Annotated in this window: 13 protein-coding genes (1 of these 13 only partly in view); 6 read left to right on the top strand and 7 right to left on the bottom strand. The window is 72.1% G+C overall.

What is annotated here, in order from left to right; translation table 11 throughout:
• Positions 1 to 13 precede the first annotated feature (13 nt).
• Complete coding sequence (locus WMF46_RS39625) at positions 14 to 322, top strand: hypothetical protein (protein WP_437904595.1); 309 nt, start codon at positions 14 to 16, stop codon at positions 320 to 322.
• A gap of 54 nt (positions 323 to 376) precedes the next feature.
• Here the strand turns inward: WMF46_RS39625 and WMF46_RS39620 are convergent, their stop codons facing one another.
• Positions 377 to 1774, bottom strand: coding sequence for a cytochrome-c peroxidase (locus WMF46_RS39620; protein WP_437981955.1), 1398 nt, complete (start codon positions 1772 to 1774; stop codon positions 377 to 379).
• A 470-nt stretch (positions 1775 to 2244) separates the two neighbouring features.
• Between WMF46_RS39620 and WMF46_RS39615 the strand changes: the two genes are divergently transcribed.
• Both WMF46_RS39615 and WMF46_RS39610 read left to right on the top strand, forming a co-directional pair.
• Complete coding sequence (locus tag WMF46_RS39615) at positions 2245 to 5043, top strand: protein kinase domain-containing protein (RefSeq protein ID WP_437981954.1); 2799 nt, start codon at positions 2245 to 2247, stop codon at positions 5041 to 5043.
• A gap of 5 nt (positions 5044 to 5048) precedes the next feature.
• Positions 5049 to 6896: a PEGA domain-containing protein gene (locus WMF46_RS39610; RefSeq protein WP_437981953.1), complete on the top strand. Its 1848-nt coding sequence runs from the start codon at positions 5049 to 5051 to the stop codon at positions 6894 to 6896.
• A 16-nt stretch (positions 6897 to 6912) separates the two neighbouring features.
• On the opposite strand, the gene WMF46_RS39605 is transcribed toward WMF46_RS39610, so the two are convergent.
• Complete coding sequence (locus WMF46_RS39605; protein ID WP_437981952.1) at positions 6913 to 7443, bottom strand: FHA domain-containing protein; 531 nt, start codon at positions 7441 to 7443, stop codon at positions 6913 to 6915.
• Positions 7444 to 7741: 298 nt separating this feature from the next.
• Here WMF46_RS39605 and WMF46_RS39600 point away from each other — a divergent pair, with 298 nt between their 5' ends.
• Positions 7742 to 9688: a ribonuclease R family protein gene (locus WMF46_RS39600; protein ID WP_437981951.1), complete on the top strand. Its 1947-nt coding sequence runs from the start codon at positions 7742 to 7744 to the stop codon at positions 9686 to 9688.
• Between the two features lie 19 nt (positions 9689 to 9707).
• On the opposite strand, the gene WMF46_RS39595 is transcribed toward WMF46_RS39600, so the two are convergent.
• The 4 genes from WMF46_RS39595 to WMF46_RS39580 all read right to left on the bottom strand — a co-directional run bounded on the left by WMF46_RS39595 (position 9708) and on the right by WMF46_RS39580 (position 15631).
• Positions 9708 to 11585: a hypothetical protein gene (locus WMF46_RS39595; RefSeq protein ID WP_437981950.1), complete on the bottom strand. Its 1878-nt coding sequence runs from the start codon at positions 11583 to 11585 to the stop codon at positions 9708 to 9710.
• Positions 11586 to 11619: 34 nt separating this feature from the next.
• Positions 11620 to 13752 carry a protein kinase domain-containing protein gene (locus tag WMF46_RS39590; protein WP_437981949.1) on the bottom strand — a complete coding sequence of 711 codons (2133 nt, stop codon included), beginning with the start codon at positions 13750 to 13752 and terminating at the stop codon, positions 11620 to 11622.
• A 108-nt stretch (positions 13753 to 13860) separates the two neighbouring features.
• A complete protein-coding gene (locus WMF46_RS39585; RefSeq protein WP_437295225.1) occupies positions 13861 to 15252 on the bottom strand; it encodes an ABC1 kinase family protein in 1392 nt (463 codons plus the stop codon).
• Positions 15253 to 15292: 40 nt separating this feature from the next.
• Positions 15293 to 15631 (bottom strand): DUF3634 family protein, encoded by a 339-nt coding sequence (locus WMF46_RS39580; protein WP_044966758.1) that lies wholly within the window; start codon positions 15629 to 15631, stop codon positions 15293 to 15295.
• A 220-nt stretch (positions 15632 to 15851) separates the two neighbouring features.
• Between WMF46_RS39580 and nadA the strand changes: the two genes are divergently transcribed.
• Positions 15852 to 16811, top strand: a complete 960-nt coding sequence (nadA, locus tag WMF46_RS39575; protein ID WP_012240033.1) for a quinolinate synthase NadA — start codon at positions 15852 to 15854, stop codon at positions 16809 to 16811.
• Positions 16812 to 16832: 21 nt separating this feature from the next.
• On the opposite strand, the gene WMF46_RS39570 is transcribed toward nadA, so the two are convergent.
• A complete protein-coding gene (locus tag WMF46_RS39570) occupies positions 16833 to 17666 on the bottom strand; it encodes a hypothetical protein (protein ID WP_437981948.1) in 834 nt (277 codons plus the stop codon).
• A 155-nt stretch (positions 17667 to 17821) separates the two neighbouring features.
• On the opposite strand from WMF46_RS39570, the gene WMF46_RS39565 reads away from it, so the two are divergent.
• Positions 17822 to 18176, top strand: the 5' portion of a protein-coding gene (locus WMF46_RS39565) for a DUF4920 domain-containing protein (protein ID WP_437981947.1). The gene runs 188 nt beyond the window's last position; only the first 355 of its 543 coding nucleotides appear in the window; the start codon lies at positions 17822 to 17824; the stop codon falls past the right edge of the window.

Below are 18176 nucleotides of genomic sequence, written 5' to 3'. Positions count from 1 at the left end.
ATACGGTGGGCCGATGAAGGTGATGACAATCCTGGTGATCGCCCTCGTCGCCCTGGGCTGCGGCGACGAGCACGGCGAGGAGGGGTGCCCTGAGCTCTGTGAGCGAGCCGTGGAGTGCCCCGGGGACGCCGCGACGGAGCAGAGCTGCCTCGCGATGTGCAGCGCCGATACGGAGGCCGCCGAGGAGGCTGGTTGTCACGACGCGTGGGAGTCGTACCTCGAGTGTCGCAACCACGCCGAGGACAACTGCGATCCCGCGAAGTACGACGAGGAGTGCAGCATCCAGAAGGAATCGCTCAGCAGCTGCCTGGACCGCAGCTGAGCCGGGGTGCCGGCGGGCGCTCGACCGCGTGAGCGCCGCCCGCCCGGCCCGCGGCTACTCGAAGCGGTGGACCTCGCGCCCGCTCGGGAGCTCCTCCGGGATGAGCGCCTCGAGCCGCTCCGGCGTCGCGCGCGGGTCGAGCAGCGCCTCTCCCACGAAGGCGCAGAGCCAGCTGATCTCCTCCTCCGTGAGGTCGATCGGCTCCTGCAGCAGCGGGTCGACGGCGGCGAGGACCGGCGCGAGCGGGCCCATCTCGCCCCGCAGATCGCGATCGAGGTGCTTGTTCGTGTACTCCGTGGCCGACGTGTAGACGTCGAGGTGGTGGCGGATGGCGCCTTCCAGCGACGTGAACGAGCCGTTGTGGAAGAACGTGGGCTGGAGGGCGACGTTGCGCAGCGGCGAGGTCCTGAACTTGTAACGATCGGCCGGATCGCCCGTGACCTGCTCCAGGCCGAAGTCCTCATCGGCGTTCGGGCCGTCGAAGACCACGTTCGAGTGCGCCGCATCGTCGGTCGGCGCGATCTGCGGCACGCCGATCGCGTGCTGCTGGAAGTCGCTGAACATCTCGTTCGACTCCCCCGACACCGCGTGGCACCTGACGCACCCCGCCTCGCCGAAGAAGAGCAGCGCGCCGCGCTTCTGCTCCAGCGTCATCGCGTGCCGGCGGCCGCGGGCGAACCTGTCGATGGGCGCGTCGGCGAACGTGAGCGACATCTCGAACTCGGCGATGGCGGCCGCGATCATCTCGTAGGTGACGTCGTCCCCTCGCTTCACCGCCCGGAAGCTCTTGGCGAACCGCTTCCGGTACGCCTTCACGTCGTTCACGCGCTCCGTGACCTCCTCGCGCACGACATCGTGCGACGACGGCGCCTCGTACCCGGTCATCTCCGTGATTTCGGTCGGCGGGATGAACGCCTGGGCGTTGAGCAGGTGCGGCAGGGAAGAGAGCGACATCCCCTCCGGCGCGGTGAACGAGAACCCCTGGCTGTTGTCGAAGGGGTCGCCGGACACGGCGAAGAACCGAGAGTTCCACATCAGCGTGGGATAGAAGGCCGTGTTGATGATGGTGGGCGTGCGGCGCTGGTTGCGCGGCCCTGTGCGGCGCGGCCCGACGACGCCGTTGTTGTCGATGCCGATGGCGATCGACTGCGTGTCGGCGAAGCCCGCGGTCGGCGCGTGGCAGCCCGAGCACGAGTTGTCGTCGTTCAGGCCGAGGAGGCTGTCGAAGAAGAGGTCACGCCCGAGCTTCGCGAGCTTCTTGTCGAGCTTCCGCCCGAGCCGCGACTCCAGCGTCGACTCGATCTCTCCGGTGAACCCGTGTCGTGCGAGCACCTTGGCGAGCCGCTCATCGACGGAAGAGCCCTTGGCGCGCGCCGGCCGCGCCAGGACGAGCGTGAGGACGAGAAAGGCCGTCAGGGCAGCGAGCGCGCGCCCGAGGGATCGCAGGGTCATGGTGCCTCCAGGTCCCCCGGCGGGGGAGGCGCACATCGGGGTGCGCGCTTGAGATCAACCAGTCCTGCCCAGATCCTGACCGAGCGGCGGTGAATGGGATGATGAGAGTCTAAACTCGTGAGCTTTCGATCGGCAAGACAAACTAGACAAATATTCCATGATTCAAAGGGCTTACTGCGTGTCCTCGCGTATCACCGCGTATTCATGCGTATCCCCTCGTATCCCCCCGTGCTCTTGCGTGTCCCCGCGTATCCCCGCGTGCTCTTGCGTATACGGCGGTCCGTTCACCGCGTTATCTGCGGTTGTCGCGCCTACATTTGGCGGGGGCGCCGCGCCGCGGCGGGCTTGGCGTCGTTGTAGGTGCGTGGCCGGCGCTCCGCGACGGTGCGGCGCCCGCGCGCAGCGCGCCTCCGAGGTCGCGTGACACTCATGCTTTGTGGGGCGCGATGGGCCGTCGTATGCTTGAGGACATGGGCCGGACAGCACCTCTGGCGGATCCGACGGCGCTCGTGGGGGGCGCGCTCACCGGCGGATATCGGATCGTCCGCGTCCTCTCCGCGCAGGGCTTCGGTGTCGTGTTCGAGGCCCGGGGCCCCTCGGGTCGCCGCGTCGCGCTCAAGGTCTTGCGCCCCGAGGTCGTCACCGAGGACACGCTGTCACGGCTCACCCGCGAGGCGAGCGTCACCGCGAAGCTCGACAACGCGCATGTCGTCCCGATCGTCGATGCCGGCCACGACCTCGAGCGCGATCTCGCCTACCTCGTGATGCCGCTGCTCGACGGGACCGACGTCGCCGCCCTGCTCGCCGAGACGGGGCCGCTCGCGCCCGAGGTCGCCGTGCGGATCGCGCTCCAGGTCGCCGCGGGGCTCTCGGCGGTGCACGCCGCGGGCCTCGTCTACCGCGACGTGCGGCCGCCGCGCATCTTCCTGGAGCACCTCGCGGGCGGAGAGATCCTCGTCCGCGTCTTTGGCTTCGGGCTCTCGAAGGGCTGTGACACGGCCACCTCCGCCCCTGGCAAGGCGGCGAGGAGCACCGATCCTCTGCGCGACGAGTCGGGGCCGCGGGACCGCACCGCGGACGTGCGGGGTGACGTGTTCGGCCTGGCGGCGACGCTCTACGAGATGCTCTGCGGCGTCTCGCCGTGGGCCGAGCTCGACGTCACGGCGGACACGGCCGAGCTCGGCCCCGTGGACACGGCGGCGGACGCGCCAGCGTCGTCTCTTGCGCATCTTGCGCAGCTCCCGTCGATCCAGGATCGCGCGCCGTGGATCGAGGCGCGCCTCGCGACCGCGCTCTCGCTCGCGCTGCACAGCGACGTGGACCGGCGCTATCCGTCGATCGAGGCGTTCGCCGAGGCGCTGCGCGCCGCGTCGGGCAGCGAGGAGCGCATCACCATCGACATGCTGAGGCCGCTCGATCCCGAGCTGCGCGAGGCCATCGCCGAGCGCGCCGGCGCCGAGACCGATCCGCTGGTCGGCCGCGAGCTCGGCGGCCGGTACGCGGTGCGCCGGCTGCTCGGGCGCGGCGGGATGGGCGCCGTCTACGAGGCGGAGTCGCCCGAAGGGCGGCGGGTGGCGGCTAAGGTCATCTTCAAGAGCGCCGTCGGGCAGGACGACCACGCCGTGCGCCGCTTCATCCGCGAGGCGCGCGCGGTGACCGCGATCCAGAGCCCGCACGTCGTCAAGACGTTCGAGCTGGGCATGGATCTCACGCTCGCGACGCCGTTCATCATCATGGAGCTCCTGCACGGCGTCGACCTCGCCAAGCTGCTCAGGATGCGCGGGCCGCTGGAGCCGGAGCCCGTCGTGCGCGTGTTCATCCAGGCGGCGCGCGGGCTCGCGGCGGCGCACGCCGAGGGGCTCGTGCACCGCGACATCAAGCCGGCGAACCTCTTCCTGCACGCGCCGTTCGAGGGCGCGGCCCAAAGGCCGTCGACCTCGATCGCGCCGCCGTCCACCCGGCGCGGCCCGCTCGCTTCGGCGCCGCCGTCCACCCGGCGCGGCTCGCTCGCTTCGGCGCCGCCGTCCACCCAGCGCGGCTCGCTCGCGGCGGGGCCGCCGTCGGTGCGGCGCCCGTCCGGCTCGGTCCGCCCGCCGCCCTCGGGGCGGCGCCCGTCCGGCTCCATCCGCCCGCCGTCGTCGAGCGATCGCAGGATCGTGGTCAAGGTGTGCGATTTCGGCATCGCGAAGCGCACGGGGGATGGCGTCTCGCACGAGCTCACGCGCGCTGGCGGCGTGCTCGGGTCGCCCATCTACATGTCTCCCGAGCAGGCGAAGATGGCGAAGGACGTCGATCACCGCTCCGACATCTGGAGCCTCTCGGTCTCGCTCTACCAGGCGCTCTGCGGGAGCTGCCCCTGGGATCCCGACGCCTCGCTCGCCGAGCTCCTGCTCGCGATCTGCACCGAGCGCGTGCCGCCGCTCTCCGGGGCCGCGCCGTGGGTCTCCCCGGCGCTCGCGGCCGTCGTGCACCGCGGCCTCCTGCGGGATCCCGCGGAGCGCTGGCAGAGCATGGAGGAGCTCATCGCCGCGCTCGAGCCGCACGCGGAGGGCACCGGCGTCGTCACGCTGGATCAGCTGCGGGGCATCGACCCCGAGCGGCGCGCCGGCGCCACCCCCATCTCCGCGCTGCGCGAGTCCGGGCTCTCGCGATCGGCCGAGGGGGAGGAGCGATCCATCGGCGGCAGCTCCTTCACCGCGGTGAAGGAGCCTTCAGGCGCGGCACGGCGGCGCTTCGTCGGGGCGGCGGTCACGGTGGTCGCCCTGGCCGCGATCGGCGGCGGTCTCGCGCTGCGCGCCTCGACGGGCAACGAGCCGCCCGCGTCGCCCGCCGCGCCGAGCGAGCCCGCGCTGCCCGTCGCGCCCGCGCCCGCGCCTGCGCCTGCGTCCTTCACTGCCGTCGTGACGCTCCCGAAGGAGGCGACGGCGCGGGTCAACGGCGCGGCGCGTCCGGTGAGCGACGGCCGGCTCGACCTGACGGGCAAGGCCGGCGACACGTTCGAGATCGAGGTGACCCGCGGCGGCGCGACCACGAAGGAGACGGTGTTCCTGCTGAGCGACGGCACGATCCGCCCCGATCGCATCGATCTCCAGCCGCCCGCGCCGGCCTCTGCGTCGGTCGCGGCCTCCGAGCCTGCCCCGCGCCGTGACAGGAAGAGCCGCGCCCCGCGCGGCGCTCTTCCCGTGGCCGAGCCTGCCACGCCCTCCGCCACGGGGGCGCCTGCGGCTCCGCCGGCTCCGACCGCGGTGGTGCCGGTCGACCGGTGGTGAGACCGATGCCGCGCGCCCGTCGCGCCCTGCGGCGCTGCTTTGCGGCGTGCGCGCTCGCCGTGGCGAGCGCGGCGCCTGCGCCTCCGGTCCGCGCGCAGCCCCCGCAGGCGGCGGCTGTCCCGGGCGTGCCACTCGAGCCGCCTGCCTCGGCGCCCGAGTCGCCCGCGTCGGCGGACGATGCGCTCGCCCGGGCCAAGGCGCTCTTTCAGGAAGGGAACGAGCTGCGCAAGATCGGCGACTTCCAGCGCGCGCTCGAGCTCTACCTGAGGTCCCGTCAGATCGTCGCGTCGGTGCCCAACACGCTCAACGCCGCGTTCTGCCTCGATCAGCTCGGGCGTTACGACGAGGCGCTCGATCTCTACGAGGCGCTGCTCACGGAGCTCCGCGCCGAGCTCGGCGAGCCGGAGCGCCGGAGCGTCGCGTCCGCGATCGCCACGCTGCGAGGGCGGATCGGCAGCGTCGTCGTCTCGTCGAACGTCGATGGCCTGGTGCTCATCGACGGGAGGCAGCGCGGCCGGCTCCCCCTCGCCGGCCCGATCCGGCTGCTCCCCGGGGATCACACGCTCCGCGTGGTCAAGGACGGCTGGCACACGTTCGAGCGGATCGTGACCGTCGGGGTCGCCGAGACCAGGTCGGTGGACGCGAAGCTCGATCCGCTCGCCAGCACGGGCCGGCTGAAGGTCGAGGACGAGCGGCTCGTCGGCGCCGATCTCACCATCGACGGCGCGCTGATCGGCCAGCTGCCCTGGGAGGGCGCGCTCGCGCCCGGCCCGCATTTTTACTCGGTGCGCAAGGGCAATTTCGGCTCTGCGCCCCGCGAGGCGAGCGTCATCGCGGGGCAGCTCGCCGTCGCCACGGTCGAGGCGGGGCCGCTCGGCGAGGAGGTCCACGTCGTCGCCCAGCCCCTGAGCGCGGATCTGACCATCAACAGCGTCCCGGTCGGCAAGGGGCAGTGGCGCGGGGCGCTGCCGCTCGGGCGCCACACCTTCGAGGCGCACGAGCCGGGCTATTTCTCGCGCACGCTGCGCGCGACCGTCGACAAGACGACGAGGGGCGACATCATCCTGCCGCTCGCCATCGACGACGCTCACCCGCGCTGGGGTCGGAGGGTCGGCGTCTTCCGGCTGGAGGCGACCGGCGGCTATGCCTTCGCCTCGTCGCTCGAGAGCGACGCCGAGCGGAGCTGCGGCAGCTACAGCTGCTCGGACATCTCGCGCCCATCCGGCGTCCTGGCCGGCGTGCGCGGCAGCTACGAGTTCCCGAGCGGCGCCGCCATCGAGCTCACGGCCGGGTACCTGAGCCTTCACACGACGCTCGATCGCTCGCTCGACGCGACGTATGCCGATCCGCGCGGGGGCAACGACAGGCTCCCCATTCGCTACAGCTTCCACGACGACATCGGCATGGCCGGCGTGACGGTGATCGTCGGCGGCAGCTATCATTACGGGCTGTCGTCATGGCTCGACGTCGGCGGCGCGCTCGGGCTCGGCGTGGTGCTGGCCGAGATGAGCGACGAGGTGACCGGCACGGCGTCCGACGCGGAGAGGACCGTCAGCGTGGCCGTGCAGAACGCGGGCAGGGCCGTCCGCGCCGCCGCCCCGTTCGCGATGCCCGAGCTGAGGCTCCGGCTGAAGCTCGGGCGCCTCAGCGCCAGCGCGGGCCTCGGCGTCGGCTTCTTCCTCGTCGACGGCCCGCCGCTCGAGACGGGCAACACCTACGTGGTCGGGGCCGAGTGCGACGAGGCGCGCCCCACGGTCGACTGCGCGCCGGGAAAGAAGGTCGTGTTCGAGGAGCTCGCCCACGGCACGTTCACGATGTTCTTTCCGAACGTCTCCGCGGGGTACCGGTTCTGAGCGCCGCGCGCTGCGCTCACCGGTTCGCCTGGTCCCTCGCGAGGCGCGCCTGCTCGCGCACGAGGTCGAAGAGGGCCGCTGCATCGAGCAGCGACGTCGTGAGCCGGCCGAACTGGATCACGTCGCCCACCGAGACCACCAGCGGCTCGCTCTCGGAGAGCACCTTGCCGTTCACGCGGGTCCCGTTCTGTGAGCCGTTGTCGACGAGCACGAGCTGCCCCTGCTCATTCCGCCGGAAGTGCGCGTGCAGCTTGGACACCGAGGGGTGGCGCAGCACCACGTCGCAATTGCGCGTGCGGCCCACCGAGATCTGGTCGAGATAGGGATTGCCCTTCGCCTTGACGAGCTGGAACACCTCGCTCGCTGGGCCGGGCGGAGGCGCCGGTTTCCGGTGCGCCGCCGGCGATGCGGCGACCGTCCGGAACGCGATCTGCTGGTTGTCCGGACCAGCCTCGGACACCACGAGGAGCAGGTTCGTCACCTGGCGGACGAAGCGGTCCCGAGGCATCACACGCGCTAGCTCGATGATGTCCCCTGAGTCTTCCACGATGTGTCGAGTATAAGCCGATCCGGCGCCGCGAACCGTCCAGGGAGGCACTTTTGCCGTGGCGTCCCGCCCATGCACGGGGGTCCCTGCGCACGTGGAACCGCGATGCCGCCCGCACGTCGTCGCAGCGCAGCGCGAGGCACCCCGGGCCCCCGAGCGCATCTCGGCATGCAGCGCGCGATGCCGTGACCTCACGCGCTGCTTTGTTACCGTGTTGCAGTAATTCTTTGGCGTTGCTGCGAGCTCAACGGGCAGCTTGTGCTCGAACGCGCCGGGATCTGGCGTACCTTCCGCGCCTATGCACGCACCCGTTCGTGGACGCATCTCGGTCAACCCCCGTGGCTTCGGGTTCCTGAACATCGAGGCCTCTCCGGAGAAGGCGGGGGGGCCGGGCAGGCCGGGCTTGGCTGCCCTCGGGCCGGCGACCGCCTTCATCGCGCCGCCCGATCTGAACCCGTTCCTTGACGGCGACGTCGTCGACGCGGTGGTCGTCGAGGCGGAGCCGGGCCGCTTCAGCGCGTCGCAGCTCGCCCTCGTCCAGCGCGATCGCTCCGAGCTCTTCGGGACGGTCGTATCTCACGCGAAGCGGCCGCACCTCCGGGTCGATCGCCTCGTCTCCAACACGGACTGGCCGTTCAAGCCGGGCAGCGCCGACGACCTCCCCGAGGGCGCCGCGGTGGTCGCCACCATCGAGGGCGCGGCGGTCGTCCCGGCGCGCGTCGTCGCGTCGGAGGCCGACCTCGGCATCGAGCGTTGCCTCGCCCGCAACGGCGTGCGCGCCGTGTTCTCGGACGAGGTCCTCGAGGCGTCGCGCGCGGCGGTCGCCGCGGTGTCGGTCGAGCGCGAGCTCGCGCGCGGCCGCCGCGACCTGCGCGACGTCATCACCGTCACGATCGACGCGCCCGTCACCACGGACATCGACGACGCCGTCTCCGTGCTGCCGGCCGGGCCCGACGGGGCGCTCCGCGTCCTCGTCTCGATCGCCGACGTGGACGTGTTCGTCCCCGAGGGCTCGCCGCTCGATCTCGAGGCCCGCGCCCGGGGCACGAGCGTCTACCTGGCTGGCCGCGTCATCCCCATGCTCCCCGACACGATCTCCAGCGAGGCGGCGAGCCTGCTCCCGGGGGTCGATCGGCTCGCGGTCACGGTCGAGCTGCGCATCGACCCCGAGGGGGGCATCACGTCGATCGACCTGCACGAGAGCGTGATCCGCTCGCACGCCCGCCTCTCGTACGACGCCGTCGAGGAGTTCCTGACGACGGGCCGCTCCGCCGGCATCCCCGAGGCCGCCCGGCCGGTCGTGCGCTGGCTCCGCACCGCGGCCGCGCGGCTGTCGACGGTCCGCGCGGCGCGCGGCGGCGTCGAGCTCGATCGCGAGGAGGCGTACGTGACGCTGGACGCCGAGACGCGCGAGCCGACCGCCGTCTCGCCGCGCTCCGACACGGGCGCGCACCGCCTCATCGAGCGGCTGATGGTGGCGGCGAACGAGGCGGTGGCCAGCTGGCTCGTGGCGCGCGGGCTCCCCTGCGTCTTTCGTGTCCATGACGAGCCGACCGAGGAGCGCGTCCGCGCGCTCGAGCAGTTCGCGCACAACTTCGGCGTCGAGGCCGGCTTCGGCGCGCGCCTGAGCCCCCTCGGCCTCGCGGCGTTCGAGGCGCAGTACAGGGGCTCCGAGCTCGCGCCGGCCATCCGCACCGTGCTCGGCAAGGCGCTCGGCCCTGCCCGGTACACGGGCGCCGGAGGCCTGCATTTCGGCCTGGGGGCCCCGCTGTACCTGCACTTCACGTCCCCGATCCGCCGCTACGCCGACCTCGCGGTGCACCGCGAGGTCAAGCGCTATCTCCAGGGCCGCCGCGACCAGCGCGTCGACTCCGAGGCGCTCACGTCGCTCGCCCACCACCTGAACGCGCGCGCGCGCAACGCCGCCAAGGCCGAGACGGAGCGGCACCGCATGCTCGTGGCGCGCCTCTTCGCCTCCCGCGTCGGCGAGGAGATCGAGGGCTATATCGTATCCATCAAGCCGTTCGGCCTCGTCGTCCAGATGGTCGAGTCCGGCGCGACGGGCACGATCGCGCTGGAGGCGCTGCCGGGCGGCCCGTATCGGATCGACGTCGCCGCGCAGGCGCTGGTCGGCGCGAGCCGTCGCTACGGCGTCGGCGAGCCGATCCGCGCCGCCATCGCGGCGACCAACGAGGAGCTCGGCCGCGTCGACCTCGTCCCTGCGGGCGCTCGCGGCGCCGCGTGACCGGGGCCGCGGCTCCTGTCTACGGCGACAGGAGCACGACGAACGCGTCGGTGCCGTTCGCCTCGCGCTCGCCGAGGCCGAAGTCGATCTTCCCCTCGGCGGTGCCAGAGAGCGCGATGACCCCCGTGCTCGGCGCGATGGCCGCCGCGTTCGACTTCTGGTTGCCGGCGGCGCCGAGCACCTTCCCCCAGAGGTGGTTGCCGTCGGCGTCGAGCTTCGCCACGAAGGCGTCGAAGCCGCCGCCGCTGGGCAGCGGCCCGCCGCCGAGGTCGACAACGCCCTGGACCGAGCCGGTCACCACCACGCCGTTCTCCGCGTCCGCGACGATCGACGTGCTCTCCTGCATGCCGTCTCCGGCGAACCACCGCGCCCACACGGGCGCGCCGTCGGGGGCGAGCGACGCCACGAACGCCGTCTGCACATCGTTGGCGGGGAGCGTGCCGGCCGCTCCGAAGTTGAGCGCGCCCATGTACGTCCCGGTCACGAGCACCGCGCCCGAGGGAGCGACGGCGATCCCGGTGCCTGCCTGCGACGCCGTGTCTCCATAGTCCGAGAGCCAGACGCCGTTCCCGTTGCTGTCGAGCTTCAGCACGAACAGGTTCGGTCCGAGCCCGGTGTTCTTCACCTGCCGGGGGCCGACGGTCAGGGTGCCGTTGTACCGGCCGGTGACGAGCACGCTGCCGTCGTTCCCGACGGCGGCGCCGGTGGCGAACTGGTTCTTGTCGTCTCCGTAGATCCTCGTCCACACGACGGCGCCGAGCGGATCGTACTTCCGCACGAAGATGTCGGTGCCGCCTGCGCTGGTGGCGCAGATCGGGTTGCCGCCCGGGACGGGCGACGCCGCGCAGAGCAACGATCCGCTGAAGTAGCCGGCGATCACGATGTTTCCGGTGGGGTCCACCGCGATCGAGCGCAGCGTCTGATCGGCCGCGTCGCCGAGCTGGCGTGCCCAGCCTTGCTCGCCCTTCTCTCCGGTCATCGTGACCACGAAGGTGTCGAGCGCGTTGACGCTGCTCAGCGTCGTGCCGCCGAACGTGAACGAGCCGTAGAACGTCCCGCCGAGCACGAGGTTGCCTTCGGGCGTCACCGCGAGCCCGTTGAGCGTCTCGGCGCCGCTGCCGCCGAACCTCACGCTCCAGCGGTGCTGTCCGGAGGGGTCGAAGCTCGCGACGTACACGTCGGAGGTGCCGATGCTGACGAGGGCGCCCGTCTGCTTGCCGGTCAGGTTGATGGTCCCCGAGAAGGTGCCGCCGATATAGACGTTTCCCTGCGCGTCGACGCCGACGCTGGTCGCGCTCTGGGTGTTCTGATCACCGTAGAGGGCGGCCCAGAGCGGCGTGCTGCAGGCGAAGCCGTCGCAGTCCTCGTCGGTGTCGTCGGTGCACGTCTCTCGTTGCGGGGTGACCTGGCCGCCGCACGGCCGCCACGACGTGCCCGAGAGATCGCACATCTGCAGCCCCACCGCGCAGAGCCCCACGCCGCTCGTCCCCTCGGGGCCGCTGTAGCAAGTCTTGATCTGGCCCGGGGTACACACGCACCCCGCGTCGGGCTCGTTCGCCGCGCCGTCGCAGTCGTCGTCGACGGTGCTGCTGCAGTCCTCGGGCCTCGGGACCACGGCGCCTTCGCACTCGCCGAAGCTCTGGCCGTCTGGCTGGCACCTCCGCACGCCCGCCGCGCACACGCCGACACCCTCGGTGTCTGCCGGGCCGGGATAGCAGGGTTGCACGTCGCCGGAGCTGCAGAGCGGCGGCGCGCCGCCGCTGCCGCCTCCACCGTCGCCGCCGGCGTCGGGACGTGGGCCGATCGGCACCGGGTCCGAGCACGCTCCCGAGAGCGTGAGCGCCAGCGCAGACCCGACGAGCATCGATCGAGCGCGCGGGGTTGTCCTCGTCACCATGAGGGGGCGGAGCTCCATGTTCGGCGATCTGGCTTCAGTCCTGGCGTGATTTTCTCGGGCGCTGCTTCTTCTTGGTCAAGTCGATGATGAACGTGCTCGCGGGCGGCGCGCTCGCCGGAGCGTTCGGCGCGTCCGGGCGCATCGTCGCTGGCTCGTTCACGTTGCTCCGCGATCCTGGCTCGTTCACGTTGCTCCGCGATCCTGGCTCGTTCACGTTGCTCCGCGATCCTGGCTCGTTCACGTTGCTCCGCGATTCGTCGGTGCTCTCCGAGGACGGGGAGAGCTGGGTCGGCCCGGCGCTCGCGCTCTGGGCCGGCAGCAGATCGTGCTGGACCGCGTCGCTCTGGGGTTCGTCGCGGAGCGCCATCCAGACCGCGAGCACGCTCACGATCATGAGCGCCACGCCGCCGAGCGCGAGCGGGATCACGAGCTTTGGCGGCAGCCTCGGCTGAGCGTGGCGCGGCGCCCATGCGGCGGCCGGCTGCTCGCCGTAGGGCGCGCTGGCGCTGTGCGGCGGCGCGGGCGCGCCGTAGGTCGAGCCGGTGGTGTGCAGCGACGAGCCGGTGTTGTGGAGCGACGCGGGCGCGCCGTGCGGTACGCCGGCGCTGTGCCGCGGGGCGGGCGCGCCGTAGGCCGGGCCGGCGTTGTGCAGGCCGGAGCCTGTGTTGTGGAGCGAGACGGGCGGGCCGTGGGGCGCGCTTGCGCCGTGCGCCGAGGCGGGCGCGCCGTAGGCCGGGCCGGCGTTGTGCAGGCCGGAGCCTGTGTTGTGGAGCGAGACGGGTGCGCTGTGGGGCACGCTTGCGCCGTGCGCCGGAGCAGGCGCGCCGTAAGCCGGGCCGGCGTTGTGCAGGCCGGAGCCTGTGTTGTGGAGCGAGGCCGGCGCGCTGTGGGGCGCGCCGGCGCCCTGCCACGATGGCGGCGCGCCGTGCGCTCCGGCGTGGCCGGCGCCTGTGTTGTGGAGGGCCGACGGCGGTCCATTCGGAGCGCCGGGGACGGCCTGCGCCATGCCGGGGTGGCCTCCGTGCGCCTGGGCCGCATCCATGGCGCTCCCGCGCGGAGCTCCGGGCGCCGCCATCGTGGCGGCCTCCCACGAGGACGCCCCGCCGTTGCCTGGGCCGAGCTCCGACCCGATCGCGGGCGCCGAGCCCATCTCGTTCCATCTCGCGCCCGACGGGGGCGCGGGCCGCGGCGGAGGCTCGGCCTGCGCGTCCGCCGAGGCGGCCGCCGACAGGAGCATCGGGGAGAGCGGCGGCGCGCCCGCCGACGGCACGTCGCCCGCCGCGAGGCGCGCCGACGCGTGCGGCGGCGCCGCTCCATGCAGGAGCGCGCGCACGTCGGTCTGCATCGTGCGGGCGTCCGGGTAGCGCCGGTCGCGATCGAACGCGAGCGCCCTGTCCACGACGAGGCACAGCCCGTGCGGCGTCTCCGGCGCGACGCTCGCGAGCGGCGGCGCCGCCATGGTCGCCATCTTCACGAGCAGCTCGGACTCCGTGCGCGCCTCGTGGATGCGTCGCTTCGCGATCACCCGGAACATGGTCGCGCCGACGGCGAACAGGTCCGCCCTGTGATCGACCGAGATGCCGCGCACCTGCTCCGGGGCCATGTACGACACCGTCCCGAGCGTCGCGCCCGTGCGGGTCCGCATCGCCGTCTTCACGCCGTCGCGCATGCGCGCGATGCCGAAGTCGAGCACCTTGAGGCGCCCGGTCTTCTCGACGAAGAGGTTGTCGAGCTTGATGTCGCGGTGGATGATCCCCTGCCCGTGCGCGGCGCCGAGCACGTCGAGCAGCTCATCCATGAGCCGCAGCATCTCGCCCGGTTCGATGCTGCCGACCCGCTGGATCCGGTCGGCGAGCGACTCGCCGTCGAGGAGCTCCATCACGAGGAAGGGCGCGCCGTCCTCGGTCACGTCGATGTCACGGATCTCGACCACGCCGGGGTGCTGGAAGCGATTGACGGCCTGCGCCTCGCGCTCGAACCGGGCGCGCAGGTCCTTCGAGCGCGCCACCTCGGGGTGGAGGATCTTGATCGCCTCGCGCCGCCCGATCTTGTGGGTCGCGGCATAGACGGCGGCCATCCCGCCGATCCCGACGAGGCGATCGATCGTCCATTTGCCCCGCAGGGTCGTTCCTACGCGCCTTTCGCAGGCCGCCCTCTCGTCGTCCATGCCCCGATCGAATGTCACAGCGTGCGGGATCGAGGTCAAGGTGAGAGCCGCGGCGGAAGCGACCTCGGCGCGCCTCTCCGCGCCGACGAGCCTACCAGCGATCCTCGCTCAATCGGGGACGGGGTGCACCCCGTCGCGCACCCAGGGATCGATGGTCCGCCGGAACGCCGCCTCGGTCCGGAGCCCCGCCAGCACGGACGCGAGCCCCCACTGCAGGCGATTCACGAACGTGAAGTCCTGCGGCATCTTCGGCACGTGGGGGATGGTGGGCATCTTCTCTCCCTCCTTGAGGGCGAGCCCCCGGATGCCCCGGGTCAGGTACGCCACCGTCTCGCGCGCCTTCTCCGGGGAGCACTTCCAGGTCCCGTGCGTGCACAGCGGGACCATGAGCTCCATCGTGTAGCTGCGGTAGAGATCCCAGCTCTCGTCGGCCGGGTCGTAGCCGAGCACCTCCACGCACGCCCGGTCGAACTCCTTCCAGTCCGCGTCCATGGCGGCGCGCATGTAGCGCTTCATGCCCGCCACGAGGTCGGGCGGGAGCTGCTTCACGCAGCCGAAATCGAGGATCGTGACGCGGCCATCCTCGTGGAAGCGGTAGTTGCCCGGGTGCGGGTCGGCGTAGAGCCAGCCGTACCGGAGCATCGAGCGGAAGGTGAAGCGCCAGATGGAGAGGCCCGCGCGGTTCTTCGCCTCCTGGCTGCCGCGCTCGCAGAACTCGGCGTAGCTCATGCCGTCGACGAGCTCGAGCGTGAGGACGCGCCTCGTGGTGAGGCTGTGGTGGATGCGCGGGATAGAGACGTCCTCGTCCCCGGCGTTCATGCGGCGGAACAGGTCCGCCATCTCGGCCTCGCGCGCATAGTCGAGCTCGGACAGGAAGACCTTGCGGAGCTCGTCGACGGTCTGCCGGGCGTTCAGCTTCTTGGCGAGGGGTGCCATCATCGCCTCGAGCATCGAGACGCTCTTCAGGTCGTTCTCGATGGCCCTGTCCATGCCGGGGTACTGCACCTTCACCGCGACCCGCTCCCCCGACCTCGTCGTGGCCCGGTGCACCTGTCCGATGCTCGCCGCCGCGAACGGCTCGCGCTCCCAGGCCGCGAACACGTGCTCGGGCGGGGCGCCGAGCTCCTCGCGGATCATCTGCTCCGCGGCCTCCGGCGACAGGGGCGGCGCCTTGTCGAGCAGCTTCTTCAGCGTGGCCTGGAACTTCTCCTCGTATCCCGGCGGCGCGAGCCCGTCGATGTAGCTCGCCATCTGGCCGAACTTGAGCGGCAGGCCCTTCATCTCGCCGAGCGTCTTCAGCATCGCCTCGGCGGTCTTCTTGACCTCCTGGGCCATCCTCCGCCGCGCCTCGGCCTCCTCCTCCTCGGTCCGGGTCGCGCCGAGGACGCGCTTCGCGCCCTCGATGGCGAACGGGATCGTGCGGGGCGCGAGGCCGGCGAGGCGCGCGAGGCGCCCCAGCTTGGAGGTCGGCGGATTGTCTCGGGGTTTGTCGTCGGCCATGCGGGACTGACTCGCTAGGGTGGAAATGTCGGCGGCGGGGTCATGCGCCCGCGCGGCGCTTCGGGGCCGCGCGGATCTTCGGAACCGGCCACATGGAGACGGTGTTCCTCAGCTGCTGAGCCTGCTCGGGAGAGATATCCCCTTCCACGTGGACCCGGGCGCGCCGGTCCTCGACAACGACCCGCACCGCGCCCCGCCCGACAGGCGCTGCGCGGAGGACGTCCGTGATGTCGTCGAGCAGCCGCTGCGGCATCCGGCCCCGGAGCAGCCGGACGTTGCGCCCCTCGACGCGCACGCAAAATAGCTCATTTGCGCGCAGGAGCGCCACGACGAGCGGCACGACGAGGGCGAGCAGGGCGACGGGGATCAGGAAGGACATGGGTGGCCGCCCACGACGAGAGCTCCTCCCCAGGCCCACCGCGGGCCTCGATCGTGAACCGGTGCCGGCCGTTGTCAACGAGGGAGACGCGGCGGGCTGCGCGGCTGGAGCGCCGGCGAACGCCGCACCGGCTGCGTGGCCGTGGCTGGAGCGCGCCCGAGTCCGCCGCGCGGCTCGGGGGCCTGGCCAGCGCGCCGCGCGGTGCCTACCTTAGGTAGCCATGACGAGCGCCGCGCCCCAGCCTGCCGCCATCGATCCGCGCCTGGATCTGCACGACGAGATCAGCCGCCTGAAGCGGGAGAGGAACGCCGTCCTCCTAGCCCACTACTACCAGGACGGCGACATCCAGGATCTCGCAGACTTCCTCGGCGACTCGCTGCAGCTCGCCCAGCAGGCGAAGAAGACGACCGCGGACGTCATCCTGTTCGCCGGCGTGCATTTCATGGCCGAGACGGCGAAGATCCTGAACCCCGAGCGCATCGTCGTGGTCCCCGACCTCGCGGCGGGCTGCTCGCTCGCCGACGGCTGCCCCGTCGACCGCTTCCGCGCCTGGCGCGCCCGGTACCCCGGCGCGGCCGCGATCTCGTACATCAACTGCTCCGCCGAGGTGAAGGCCGAGAGCGACTACATCTGCACGTCGTCGAACGCGGAGAAGATCGTCCGCGCGATCCCCGAGGGGCAGGAGATCCTCTTCGCGCCGGACAAGAACCTCGGGCGCTGGCTCGTCGAGCGGACGGGCCGCCCGATGCGCCTGTGGCAGGGCAGCTGCGTCGTTCACGAGACCTTCAGCCTGCGCAAGATCGTCGCGCTGCGCGAGCGCCACCCGGACGCGAAGCTCATCGCGCACCCGGAGTGCGAGGAGCCGATCCTGCGGATGTCCGACTACATCGGCTCGACGACCGCGCTGCTCAAGTACACGACCGCGGACGACGCCCTGAAGTACATCGTCGCGACGGAGAGCGGCATCGTGCACCAGATGCGCAAGGCCTCGCCGCACAAGGAGTTCATCGAGGGGCCGCCGGAGGGCAACTGCGCTTGCAACGAGTGCCCCTTCATGCGGCTCAACACGCTCGAGAAGGTCTATCTCGCGCTGCGCGATCTCGCCCCGCGCCTCGAGATGGCGCCCGAGCTGCGCGAGCGCGCGCGCGTCCCGATCGATCGCATGCTGGCCCTCAGCTGAGCTCGCCGCGCGACGCGGCGATCACAGCACGAGGGAGAGGCCGAGCGTCTGGACGAACGATCCTCGGGCCTGCGGCAGCGCGCCGACGTTGCGCCGCCGCCCCTGGGCGTCGATGGCCTGGCCTTCCCGGGTGGCGTCGCCGCCCCGGCCGAGCAGGAAGGCGCCCGAGGTCTCCAGCTCGATCGTGAGCCAGCGGCGGATGATGTCGAACGACACCCCGAGCCCCAGCGGGATCTCGACGTACGACGCGCCGCGCTCGCGGACCGTGAACTCCCCCCCGGGGTCGGAGACCCGCATGCGGTCGAAGTCGAACCGGTCGTAGCCGACGCCGACCGACAGCCACGACCGGGCGCGCTCGCCGAGCGGGAGCGTGGGCGCGAGGCGCGCGCCGAGCGCGAGGGTGCGCACCGCGGGCGCGCCGTCCTCGCGTGGCTCTGCCGTGATCGGGCCGGGCTGCCCGAGCGCGCCCGCCTGGAGCGCGAGCTTGTGCTCGGCGTGCACGAAGAAGGCGGAGAAGCGCAGGTAGTCGAAGATCTCCCAGCGCGCGTGGGCCCCGACGCCGATCGCGGGCTTCAGGCGAATCCCCGTCGGCTGGCCGGCGGCGTCGTTCGAGCCGAACCGGTTGACGAGGGCGATGTCCGCGCCAACCTCGATGTGCCTGGCCCACGGCAAGCGGGTCCGGGGGGGCGCGGGCGGCAGCGGCGGCCGCGGAGGTCCCGGTGGCTGCTCGGCCGAAGCGGCATCCTTGGAGGTCGCGGCGCTCGAGGGCTCCTCGGCGTGCGCGGTCGAGGCGCAGGCGAGCGCGACCGCGCACACCGCCGTGCCTCGTCCGACGCGGGCGCGAGCGGTTCGCATGCCCGCCCTTGTAGCAGGCTTTTGTGAGCGGCCGAGCCGCCAGCTGCGCTCGCGCTCCGCCACCTGCTGCGGGGCCGCCGGGCGCGCTCCGCCGCCGAGGTGCTCTTCCCCGGGGCCGGTGGCAGGGGCCCGTCGGGTCGGGCAAACTCGTCTTCATGCGTGCAAAGCCCATCGCCTCCCTGTTCTTCCTGGTCCTTGCGCAGCTCGGCTGTTCCGCCGAGCGCAAGCCGGACGCCGAGCCGGCTTCGAAGCCCGCGCCTCCCGCCGCCGAGGGCGCATCGCCGATGCAGGCGTCCGCTTCCGGGATCGCGCGGCTCGAGAAGAAGCAGTTTGGCGCGCCCATCACGGAGAGCTCGACGACGCCGCTGCCGGTGCTCCTGCAGGAGCCGGGCAAGTTCAGCGGAAAGACCGTCCGGACCGAGGGGGTCGTCTCGGCCGTGTGCAAGTCGATGGGCTGCTGGATGGAGATCGCCGACGAGTCGGGCAGCGCCCACATCAAGATGGCGGGCC

It is taken from the genome of Sorangium sp. So ce117, from assembly GCF_051524395.1.
Lineage (GTDB): Bacteria > Myxococcota_A > Polyangia > Polyangiales > Polyangiaceae > Sorangium > Sorangium cellulosum_B.
The sequence above is the reverse complement of the archived record's forward strand: the minus strand, read 5'-3'. Positions and strand labels throughout refer to the sequence as shown.